Genomic DNA, 12870 nt, shown 5'->3' on the forward strand with positions numbered 1-12870 from the left:
GGAGTGCAAGATTTCAGTTAAGTCGAATGCCCTGATTTCCTTGCCTTTAGCTGATCTCCGGTAAAAGATCGATCCCGAAGTCAGACCGAAGAACAGGGATAATAGTTTAGGTATTCAGACGGACTCTCTCATACTTTATTATTTGCAACCAAATCAATGTGGAAGCCTCGTTCACTTCGGCAATTAATCTGGGGAATATCGATTTGCAGTTTTTTAGTGGTAGTAGGTTTAGCTGTTGCTTCCGGGAGTTACAAGCATCGCCCGTTGTTGGCGTTGTTGAATTCTTTTTTTGCTGAGGAAGAGCAAACACCAAAGGACAATACTTCTGGGACGTTATCGCTGTTACCTAATGGTAGACCGCGACTCGATCCTTTACCTGCGGCGAAGGAGGTTTGGCAATGTGAAGTGGTTGTGGTTGGTGGTTCTTTGGGTGGGGTGGCGGCGGCTTCCCAGGCGATGAAATCTGGGGCGAGGACTTGCTTGATTGAGTTAACGCCTTGGTTTGGGGGACAGATTAGTTCGCAAGGTGTGTCTGCGATCGATGAATCAGACACAATGATCAGGCGGGATAATTTTTCCAAGAGTTGGAATTCTTTTAAGCAGTTGATTGAACGGCAACAGATTAAGTTGCCTGCTTGGTCTAAACAAAAGCAAAAACTGACTGTTGATGATACTAATAGTTGCTGGGTGGGAAAGCTGTGTTTTCCACCAAAGGCGGGAGAACAAGCTGCGCGACAATTGCTGAATTCTTCTGCTAAGTCTGCGCCTGGAAGTCGTTGGGGGGCGGGAATTGCTTTTAAGGGGGCAGAATTTGATGCTACAGGTAAGTTGATTACGGCGATTTATGGGGTGCGACGAATTCCACGCGATCGCAATTATGTACCTAGCGGTCGCCTTTCGCAAGATTTAAACTCTTGGTATTCTTGGTCAAGTACTGATGTTTATGAGAAAGTACCAATTCGTTTGGAAGCACCACCAGGGAAAAGATTGATGGTGATTGATGCTACAGATACAGGCGAATTGGTAGCTTGGGCGAGAATTCCCCATCGCGTAGGTTCGGAATCATACACTACTACTGGGGAAGTTAATGCTTCACTCAAAGATAATCCTGATTGTACGCAAGCTTTTACTTTTACTTTTGTTTTAGCAATTAAAAACGATCGCGGCATTAGTCGGGCGGCTTTATCCCAATATAAACCGATATTTTCTAGAGAGGAACATCGGGAGCATTTTGATTTAATCGGGTTTCCCATGTTTGATGGACGTAGCCTTTTTAAATATCGTCGAATTATTAGTGCTAGGGGTAATCCGAAATTTGAAGGTAGTCCATCTTTTGGCGATATGACTGTAGTTAATTGGTTTCACGGTAATAATTGGAATTTGATGAATCCACCTTTGTTAATGGGTGAGGCTAGGTTGATTCAAACAGGACAATACCTTAATTGGATGGGTGGAATGTCTGCTACTGCGTTGCAGCATGGCGAGGATCGGGCTTTGTTATTTTCTGAGTGGTTAATGGAAGTACAAAGTAAGACTAATTCTCAGTTTCCTTTGGCACATTTATCAGGTAAAGATTCGCCTATGGGTACACTTTCTGGGTTGAGTATGATGCCTTATTTTCGCGAGGGAAGAAGGATTATTGGGAGAAAAGCTTACGGACAAACTAATTTTATGATCCGAGAACAAGATATCAGGAAAGATATGACTGGGGGGCGGAATTTTCAACCGACTGCGATTGGTGTTACTCATTATGATGTGGATATTCAAGGTTGTATGTATCGGAATTGGGTTCAACCTTGGGAAGCGCAAAGTGCAGGAACTATGGAAGATAAAGTTAAGCCTGTAATTATCCCTTTGGAAAGTTTGATTCCGCAAGGTGTGGATAATTTACTGATTGGAGGAAAGGCGATCGCTGTGACACATATTGTTAATGGTGTAACTCGCATTCATCAGGGAGAATGGAGTATTGGTGGTGCAGCGGGCGCAACTGCGGGTTGGATTTTAAAGCAGAATAAACCAAAGTTAACGCCAGCTGCGATCGTTCCTAGTAAACTAATGCCCAAGTTACATCAATACTTAAGAGATCAAGGGTTACGCTTTACTTGGTATCAATCGAGATAAATATTATATTCATTGCTAGGGAACTCTTCAGTATTTTTCCTGTGGCGCTGTTAGCATTTAAAGGCGTATATATATTAGGTAATCAGTCTTTCCTGGTAGTCTGATATCTTTGTGTTGTTTAATGTTAGTTAGCAAGCTAATTAGGGAATAATAGGTTTATCGGTAAATAGTGAGAAGAAATGTGATGCCATCAAAAAGTCGATCGCTCAAAATAGTATTACTAAATACATGATTCTTTTAAATAACGTTACAATCCTTTACTTTACCGCTAAGATTAATGAAGACAGCTAACGAAACTAACATAGCTCTTCGGCATAAAAGTATGAAAATGCTTCTTATAGAAGACAATTTAGATGATGTAGAATTAATTAGGAAAATATTGTTAGAAACCTATACAGAAACGAGCTTAAATTTTACTAATGTTGACTGTCTGCAAGCAGGTATACAAGTTTTAAGTGAAACAAAGTTTGATGTAGTTTTATTGGATTTAACGTTACCTGATAGCCAAGGATTAGAAACAATTATTCATGTGAAAAATTACGTGGCAAAAACTCCGATTGTGGTCATGTTAACAAGTAATGACCAAAAATTAGCTTTGTCAGCAATTCATGGAGGCGCACAGTTCTATTTAGTAAAAAGCAGTATTGATAGTCAGATTTTACTTAATGGTTTAGAATATGCTGTGGAACGCCAGCGCACAGAAAATGAAGTTCATTTATTGTTAGAAGCAACTACGGCTATTAGTCAGTCCCAAGATCATAATGAAGCTTTAGCAGTGACTTTGGATTTATTGTGTAAGCATATCAATTGGGATTTTGGTGAAGCTTGGATTGCTAATGATTATCAAAAGTTAAATTATAGTCCTGGTTGGTATATTGGCGATCGCCGATTAGAAGAATTTGTCGAACATAGCCAAAATTTAAAACTTTTACCCGGTGAAGGCTTACCTGGCAGAGTTTTTTTGTCAGGTAAACCTGAATGGATAGAAGACCTTTATTCAATTGAAAAATCAAGTTTTTTGCGGTTGGAAATTACAGCTAAATTGGGGTTAAAAAGCTGTTTCGCTGTACCGATTATTGGCGATACTAAAGTATTAGCTGTCCTAGTCTTTTTTAAAAAAGAGAAAACTGGCGAAGACCAACATTTGCTAGAGCTTTTAAATGCTGTAGCTACACAGTTAGGTTCACATATTCAACGCAAAAAAATCGCAGATGCTTTACAGTTAAGTGAGGAACGGTTACATTTAGCGATCGCTGCAAGCAATTTAGGTTTATGGGATTGGAATATTAGGACAGAAGAAGTATATTTTAACTCTTACTGGAAGCAGATGTTAGGTTATAAAGAAACAGAAATAGAGAATAATTTTACGAATTGGGAACAACTTATACACCCTGAAGATTTGCCGAGAGTATTGCAAATTTTAAATGATAATTTAGAAGGTTCTACTGATTGCTATGCTGTGGAATTTAGAATGCAAACTAAATCTGGCGAATGGAAGTGGATATTTTCTCAGGGAAAGGTAGTATTGCGGGATGAGTTGGGAAAACCTTTACGGATGACGGGAACTCATCAAGATATTAGCGATCGCAAAAAAGCAGAAGAAGCTAACTCAGAACTGACACGCAAGTTTCAAGAGTCCCAAAAAATTGCTCACATTGGCAATTGGGAATTCGATGTATTGGCAGGAACAATTACTTGGTCAGATGAACTATCTCGAATTTTAGGTGTAACATCAAATAAAATAGCCAGTTTTGATGAACTAATAGAATTAATTCACCCTGAAGATAGGGAAGCATTTTTAAATGTTGTAGAAACAGCCTTAACTGAAGGTACACCTTATGAAATCGATCATCGAATTATTCGTCCTGATGGAGTAATCAGATATCTTAATAGTAAAGGAAAAGCATTACGCGCTAACCATAAACCTCAACACCGCAATAAATTCGGCTATGTATTGCGGTTATTTGGTATTTCAATAGATATTACAGAACGTTATCAAGCAGAAGCAGCTTTACAACAGCAATTTTTAAGACAGCGTTTATTAGCTGCAATTATGGAACGGATTCGTCAATCTTTGAATTCGGAAGAAATTTTACAAACAGCAGTAGAAGAAGTGAGACGGTTTTTGTTAACCGATCGCGTAATTATTTACAGATTTAATCCTGATTGGAGTGGCATAACTGTTGTAGAATCGGTAGGTGAAGAATGGATGCCAATTTTAGGACTTGCAATTCAAGATAATTGCTTTGTTGAAAAGTATGTTCCGCTTTATCAACTGGGAAGAATTCGAGCGATAGAAGATATTTACAATGGTGAATTATATAGTTGTCATGCTGATACATTAGCAAAATTCCAAGTAAAAGCTAATATCGTTCTTCCTATATTACAAGGTGAAAAATTATGGGGATTATTAATTATTCATCATTGTAAAAGTATGAGAAAATGGCAAGATTCCGAAATTGATTGTTTAAAGCAAATTACTGTACAACTAGGAATTGCTATTCAGCAATCAACTCTTTTTGAACAAGCGCAAATTGAAATTGTTGAACGTCAAAAAGCTGAGTTAGCTTTACGGGAAAGTGAAGCTAAATTGCAGGAAAAAAATCAAGAATTAGAAATTACCTTAAAAGACTTAAAACAAACCCAAAGTCAATTAATTCAAAGTGAAAAAATGGTGAGTTTGGGTCAAATGGTAGCCGGAATAGCTCATGAAATTAACAACCCAATTAGTTTTATATATGGTAATCTCAATTATGCTAATCAGTATGTTCAACATCTTTTTAAATTAGTGCAATTATATGGTAGTTATTATCCTAATCCACCTGATGAAATTCAGCAGCAAATCGCCGAAAATGACTTAGAATTTATTATGGAAGACTTTCCTAAACTTTTGATTTCTATGCAATCCGGTGCGGAAAGAATTGAAAAGATAGTAAAATCATTACGCACTTTCTCGCGCTTGGATGAAGCAGATATGAAGTCTGTGGATATTCATGAAGGGATAGAAAGTACTTTAATGTTATTGCAAAGTCGTCTGAATTGTCCAGAGAAAAAATTAAAAATTCAGGTAATCAAATATTACAGCGAATTACCATTAGTAGAATGTTATGCAGGACAGCTAAATCAGGTAATTATGAATTTGCTATATAATGCGATTGAAGCATTAGAAGAAAAGCAAAAAAAACTGAGTATAAAAGAGAATTCTCCCGACCTTAGTACCATTACTATTAGGACTTATCTTTCTGCGCTCGGATATGTAGCAATATCAATTGCTGATAATGGTTGTGGCATACCTGAATCTATTCGTAAACGAGTATTTGACCCATTTTTTACTACTAAACCTGTGGGTCAAGGAACAGGTTTAGGCTTATCCGTTTCTCACTCAATTATTAAACATCACGGCGGTCAAATTATCTGTAAATCCACATTCGGAAAAGGAACAGAATTTATTATAGAAATTCCTCTAACACAATGTAGTTCTATGGTACAAATGCCATTACAGCAGCAGGAGAACCCGAACCATCTTTCAATCGTAAAATACCAATAACTAAAGTTGTTCCTGTGGCAGGTAACTGTTCTAAATTAGTAAGATTTTCCAAAATAATTCGAGGTTTTTCTAACATTAAACTATTAACTGTAAAACAAGTATCTTGCCCGGAATCTACTCCATGAGTATCAATTCCTAAACCAAAAATTGTCCGTTCTTTGAGTAAAAATAAAACCGCTTCTTTGCTAATTCCCGGAAAGTGCATTTGTCCCGATAAATCGGAATTTAAAAACTGTTCATTGTCTAACCATTTTTCTTGCCAACCCGTATAAACTAGTAAGATGCTATCAGCAGTAATTTTACCGTTTTGTTGTTCCCAATCCCAAATATCATTGATAGTTAAGAGATAATCAGGATTAGTTTTTGCTTGATAACTAATATCAATTACTATCGCTGATTTAACCAAAGATGATGCTAAATATCGATCGATTCCAATTCCAGAACTGTGAAAACTTAAAGGTGCATTGATATGTGTTGCGCTATGTTCTCCAAGGGAAAAACGCCGCAAATAGTAACCATCTTTTGCTAATTCGGCAACAGTTTCTAATTCTACTGTTGGGTCTCCAGGCCATTGGGGAATGTTAGTATCTATAATATGGCTAAGATGAATAACTTGGGAATATTTAATTGTTTTTTGTGGGGTTTTTGCATTAATTAATCTTTGCAAAGTTGCAGCTTTAATTTCTTGAGTTTGTCCAGAGACAGTAAAAACTAATGCTTCTCGATAAACTCTTTGTGCTGGATGAGATTTTAGGTTAGCTGCACCACTAGAAACGGTAATTGCTGCATGAGCGCAACGTACTGCTAAGGCGATCGCCCAACTCCGCAATTTATGTTTCTCTACTAATGGCAAATCTGTGTTTTCTTGTGCTTCCTTAATTGCTTGACGACAATGATTAAATTCTGAATATAAATTAGCAAAACTTTCCTTAATAAAAGACAAAGATTTAGTTTTAGTAGCAGCTTCTACAATATCAATTCCTGCCAAAGCACAACCTAAAGCTAAAAAAGTAGTTTGTTTGAGGATACTTTTGCGATCGTTCTCATGAATCCAACCTTGAGGTTTAATAAAAACAACTTTTTCCTGTGCTAAAAACCATCCCTTCAAATCAGCAGCAACAGTATTAGTAGATGCCATCGCCGCTAATTTCATCGGTGCATCAAAACTGATTAAACCTTGATTTTCCTGCTGAATTTCTACTAAAGGAACTACACCAAAAACCGCTTCACCATTAGGTAAAGTAGCAGCAACAATAAAATCAGAAAATATTTTCCAACCAGTTACCCAAGGTACTGTTCCTTCTATTAAAAAACCCCCTGTTACAGGAATTGCTTTAACAAGTGGTTCGCCATCCCGTCGCAAATGAGAAAAACCAATCCCTAATAAACGCTTTCCCTGACTCATCAAAGGCAAATATTCTTGTTTTAAAGCCAGGTTTTCACTTTGAGAAATCATCGCCGCTGCACTTTGATGTTGAGTTTGCAAAAATGCCAAAGCACCAGAATATCTAGCGATTAACTCTTGGTAATCATCAAATGTTTCTTGATTAACTGCTAAACCGCCCCATTCTTGAGGAATTCTTAAGCCTAATAATCCTAACTCTGCAAGTCCGTTGAGTGCTTTTTGCAATGCTTGAGAGTCATAATCTATCACTGCGGCGTTTGGTGCGATCGAGTTAATTAAGTAGGATTTAGTTTGCTCTAGCAAAGTATGTAATTGATTCATTTTCATGATAATTATAACAGTCCGTTGTAACGACTTCAGTCCTTGTCTTGTTAGCTAGTAGGACTAAAGTCCCTACAACGAACCAAATTGATCGCAGTCCGTTGTAACGACTTCAGTCGTTGTCTTGTTAGCTAGTAGGACTGAAGTCCCTACAACGAACCAAATTGATCGCAGTCCGTTGTAGCGACTTCAGTCGTTGTCTTGTCAGCTAGTAGGACTGAAGTCCCTACAACGAACCAAATTGATCGCAGTCCGTTGTAGCGACTTCAGTCGTTGCCTTTTCAGCTAGTAGGACTGAAGTCCCTACAACGAACTAAATTGATCGTAGTCCGTTGTAGCGACTTCAGTCGTTGTCTTGTCAGCTAGTAGGACTGAAGTCCCTACAACGAACCTGTTTGATTAGAGAGTAATTGCTTCTAGATTAATGTTGAATTTCTTATTGATTGTTTCTATCACCTGACTTTCTTCCGGGGTAATTACTCCGTCTAACTGAGCAATTTTTTCACATTGCGCTAACAGAGGAACAGCAAAATCACTATTAATTTGAGCTAGCAAACTTTCTAATGATGGGGGAGAATTACTATTAGCGGCTATCGCCTCCAAAGATGCTGGGCTAAGATTTAAAGTTTTTAATTCGGGCAACATTTCTTCCCAAGTTTTTTCGGGATTTCCAGCTAAATAAACATGAATCAAAATTTGATCCATGATGACTTCTTGGGAAATTGCACTCTTTAAAAATTTTTGACTTTCTGACTGAGCAGTTTCTAAAGTCGCTTCCATTGTAATAGTTGGAGTTAGTTTTGCTTCATAAAAATGACAAGCTGCATATCCCAGTGCATAAAGCAATGCTGCATTTGTACTTGCACCAATTGCGGCTCCAGCAAGAGGTATATTTCTGAGAAAACCCAATCCTGCTTTAACTGCATAACTGCTACCCAAATTTAAAGCTTGACTACCACCAATAGACAAACCAAAAACAGCGAGAACTTCAGCTTTTCTTGCTGGTTCTCGTAAGTCAAATCCGTAAGCACAAGCAATTTGTAAAATCATTTCTGCTTGTATTGCTGTAGTTGCTGCTATATCAACAGCAAACATAGCAGCTGCTAATCCGGGAACCAAACTAGTAGCTAATCCTGACCCTCCAACATAGATAACTTTTTCTAGCATTATGCGATGTGCGATCGCATTTGGCTGTTCATGAGGATATTTTTCCTGAAGCCTTCTGACCTGAGTTTCAGCTTTAACTATATCAATTTGATCTAAAAGTTTTAGCAACCAATCTACTTGTGGTAGAGCTTTGGTAAATTGTTGTAATTGAGGATTGTTAGTAACTAAATCAAGGACATATCCTACGTTTTCTGGTGCTTGCATCGCAGCGTTACCAATTGCACCACCAACACCAACAGCAGTTTCAGCAACAGCTTTACTGGCACTAACAGCAGCACTTCCAACTACTCCAGCAGTTCCAACAGCTGCACCAGCGACACCTTTACTGGCACTAACAGCAGCACTTCCAACTACTCCAGCAGTTCCAACAGCTGCACCAGCGACACCTTTACTGGCACTAACAACAGCACTTCCAACCGCTCCAGCAGTTCCTACGGTTGCACTAGCGACACCTTTACTGGCACTAACAGCAGCACCTCCAACTGCTCCAGCAGCACCCTTCACTGCTCCTAACCATCCTCCCCAAGAAGAAGGTTGTTTTTTTACAGTTAATTGACTTGCTGGTTCAACATTGACAATAGCAGCAGAAGATTGATCTTCATCAACTATTTCCGGTGTAATTACAATTGAATCTACCTGTTCATTTAACTCAAATTCTTCTTGCCAGTCAGGGAAATCATCGCCCGTCTGTTGTCCAAAAATCTTAACTTTTTGGCAGAATTGAATACCTAAATCAATCAATCCCTTACGAATAACTGAAACTACATAAACTTGCTCTGGAACTTGGGCTGATTCTACTTTTATTTGCAAACAATCATTTTTTAGAATAGCTTTTGCAGTACAGTCTTGTGAGTTCAACCACTGATTAATCAGTTTAATCAAAGCATTTATATCACCTTGTTTGGCAAGTTCTTCAAAGTTCGGTACATTCTGCGTCGCAACTTCAAATTCCTCATTCCAAGCAGGAAATTCTTCGCCTGTCTTTCGCCCAAAAACCTTAACTTTTTTAATAGATTCAGCCCCTAAATTGCTCATCCACTTATTAATTAATGGAACTAATAACTGTTGATTTGGTACTTGGGCAGCTTCCAGCATGATTTGTAAGCAATCGTTTTTCATGACAGCTTTCGCTGTAATACCTTTGGGTTGCAGGAAACGATTCATGAAAGTTGCGATCGCTTGTGCATTTCCCTGTTTAGCAAGTTCCGAGAGATTTTGTTGTTCCATATTTAGTTAGGTTAATCACACCTAACTCAAGTATTCCCAGCTACAACAGAACACTAACACATTTAGCAAATTTCAGTGTTATGGTAATCTTAGAAAGTTACAGTCGAGACAATAGGTGTATCTAGGGGCGATGAGTTTCTAACCAAACTGGCAAATCAGGAATAGAATCAAAATCCAAAAGTGTTGATAGCTGTCATGATAGAACAGCTACCATCTAAAGTCCAGGTTGCTGCTATAACAAATAATCAACACAATAGCAGTTAGTGCCATCACCTATTACCTAAGATATTCCGCAATGAAAGCCGATCGTAAATCCACCACACCCAACATTAAAATCCCCGAATTACTCTCACCTGCGGGTAATTGGGAATGTGCCAAAGCAGCAGTTGAAAATGGCGCAGATGCCATTTATTTTGGTTTAGAACAATTTAATGCAAGAATGCGGGCGCAAAATATCACCACAGCGGAATTGCCCAAATTAATGGCATATTTGCACCTGCGAGGAGTCAAAGGTTACGTTACCCTCAACACCCTAATTTTTCCCCAAGAATTAACTCAAGCAGAACAATATCTTCGCACAATAATTGCTGCTGGAGTTGATGCAGTCATCGTTCAAGATATCGGAATTTGCCGTTTAATTCGCCACCTTTCCCCAGATTTTCCTATCCATGCTTCTACCCAAATGACTATTACCAGTACAGCAGGAGTAAAGTTTGCGAAAAGCTTGGGTTGCGAATTAGTTGTCCTCGCCCGTGAATGTTCGATAAAAGAAATCGAAAAAATCCAAAAACAACTCCAAGAAAAACAAATTTCCCTCCCCTTAGAAGTCTTCGTTCACGGCGCTTTATGTGTGGCTTATTCTGGGCAATGTTTGACTAGCGAAGCATTAGGAGGACGATCGGCAAATCGGGGAGAATGTGCTCAAGCTTGTCGAATGCCTTACGAATTAATCGCAGATGGTAAATTGGTGGAATTAGGCGATCGCAAATACCTGTTAAGTCCCCAAGATTTAGCTGGATTAGATGTACTTCCCCAATTAGTAAAAGCCGGGGTAACTTCTTTAAAAATCGAAGGTCGATTGAAAGCGCCAGAATATGTCGCCAACGTGACTCGCGTTTATCGCCAAGCATTAGATCGAATCAGCGCCCAATTATCTGATCCCCCTAAATCCCCCTTAATAAGGGGGACTTTGAACAATGAATTAGATCCCCCTAAATCCCCCTTAACAAGGGGGACTTTGAACAATGAATTAGATCCCCCTAAATCCCCCTTAATAAGGGGGACTTTGAACAATGAATTAGATCCCCCTAAATCCCCCTTAATAAGGGGGACTTTGAAGAGCGAAAACTTGAATCCTGTCCCCCCCTTATTAAGGGGGGCTAGGGGGGATCAAAATGTTATGAATCAAGACCAAAAGACTAATATATACAATGTTGGAGATTCGATCGATCGCTACAACCTAGAAATGGCATTTTCTCGCGGACTTTATACAGGTTGGTTTGCAGGAATTAACAATCAAGAATTAGTTCATGCCCGTTTCGGCAAAAAGCGGGGAGTTTACTTAGGCGAAGTTACCCAAATTTTTCCAGATAAAATATCAATCAAATTACAAGCACCAATTAAACCCGGAGATGGTGTAGTATTTGATAGCGGACATCCCGAAACAAAGGAAGAAGGCGGCAGAATTTATGCTGTAGAAACTAAGGGGAAAGAGACAATTTTAACCTTTGGTAAACGCGATATTAACTTTCGACGGGTTCAAGTTGGCGACAAACTTTGGAAAACTTCCGATCCAGAATTAGATAAACAATTACGCCAAAGTTTTAACGGCGAAATTCCACAATTTCAGCGCCATTTAAAATTAGAAATTCATGGCGAACTCAATCAACCTTTAATTATCATTGCCACAGATGAATTAGGCAACGTTGTCCAAGTAGAATCTGCCATTAACTTAGTAGAAGCACATACCAAACCTTTAACAAATGAGCGTTTACAAGAACAATTGGGAAGGTTAGGCAATACTCCTTTTTACTTAGAAAAACTGACTAATCATCTCAATGCTGATTTGATGTTACCCGTGAGTGAGTTAAACCGTTTACGCCGAGAATTTGTCACTCAATTAGAAGAATTACGCCAACAACCAAAACGCTGGCAATTAAACTCAAACGTTAAACTCTCAGAGTTATTACCTACCAAAGAACCCTCAAGTTTAACCAATCCCAACTTAATCGTTTTAGTCCGCAACCTCGAACAATTACAAGCAGCTTTAGAATCAGGTATTTCCACAATATACTGCGAATTTGAAAACCCAAAAAACTATCAACCAGCAGTAAAAATCGCCAGAGAATTTCCCAATACCCAGTACCCAGTACCCAAAATTTTCGTCGCCCCCCCAAGAATCACCAAACCAGGAGAAAATTGGATTTTGCAGCAAGTTCGCGCTAGTGAAGCTGATGGTTATCTGGTGCGAAATTATGACCAATTGGAATTTTTTGCTGGAGAACTTTGCATTGGTGATTTCTCTTTAAATTTTGCTAATGGATTAACGGCTGATTACTTAAAAAATCGCTATGGTTTGTCAAGGTTAACTGCTTCTTACGATCTAAATATTTCTCAATTAGAAGATTTACTCGCTAGTTGTCCAACTGATTGGTTTGAGGTGACAATTCATCAATATATGCCCATGTTTCACATGGAACATTGCGTTTTTTGTGCTTTTCTTTCCGAGGGAACTGATTATACTAATTGTGGTCGTCCTTGTGAAAAGTATGAGGTGAAATTGCGCGATCGCACAGGCACCGAACACATCTTACAAGCTGATGCAGGTTGTCGCAATACTGTATTTAATGGTAAGGCGCAAACTGGGGCGGAATATGTGCAACGTCTGCTTGAGTTGGGGTTAAGGAATTTTCGCGTTGAGTTCATTAATGAAAGTCCTCAGCAAGTTAAGGAGATTATTTATCGTTACCATCAATTGTTATCTGGGGAAATTTCTGGTTCTCAGCTTTGGCGGAATTTGAAGTTGCAAAATCAGTTGGGGGTTACTAGAGGTACTATGGGGAATTAGTGGTTTTTTACCACA

Annotated in this window: 5 protein-coding genes; 3 read left to right on the forward strand and 2 right to left on the reverse strand. The window is 38.7% G+C overall.

Annotated elements, in window-relative coordinates:
• Positions 1–156 precede the first annotated feature (156 nt).
• Both IQ264_RS06810 and IQ264_RS06815 read left to right on the forward strand, forming a co-directional pair.
• Positions 157–2121, forward strand: a complete 1965-nt coding sequence (locus IQ264_RS06810) for an FAD-dependent oxidoreductase (RefSeq protein ID WP_193979875.1) — start codon at positions 157–159, stop codon at positions 2119–2121.
• Positions 2122–2443: 322 nt separating this feature from the next.
• Entirely contained in the window at positions 2444–5668 is a 3225-nt protein-coding gene (locus tag IQ264_RS06815) for a PAS domain-containing protein (RefSeq protein WP_193979877.1), read from the forward strand.
• Here IQ264_RS06815 and IQ264_RS33645 read toward each other — a convergent pair.
• Positions 5601–7400: a cyclase family protein gene (locus IQ264_RS33645; RefSeq protein ID WP_193979879.1), complete on the reverse strand. Its 1800-nt coding sequence runs from the start codon at positions 7398–7400 to the stop codon at positions 5601–5603. The genes IQ264_RS06815 and IQ264_RS33645 overlap by 68 nt on opposite strands.
• Before the next feature lie 393 nt (positions 7401–7793).
• Complete coding sequence (locus IQ264_RS06825; protein ID WP_228061333.1) at positions 7794–9788, reverse strand: EcsC family protein; 1995 nt, start codon at positions 9786–9788, stop codon at positions 7794–7796.
• 295 nt (positions 9789–10083) lie between these two features.
• Here IQ264_RS06825 and IQ264_RS32785 point away from each other — a divergent pair, with 295 nt between their 5' ends.
• Entirely contained in the window at positions 10084–12855 is a 2772-nt protein-coding gene (locus tag IQ264_RS32785; RefSeq protein ID WP_228061334.1) for a U32 family peptidase, read from the forward strand.
• Positions 12856–12870: the final 15 nt, after the last annotated feature.

The sequence above is a fragment of the [Phormidium] sp. LEGE 05292 genome, assembly GCF_015207735.1.
GTDB lineage: Bacteria > Cyanobacteriota > Cyanobacteriia > Cyanobacteriales > Aerosakkonemataceae > Floridanema.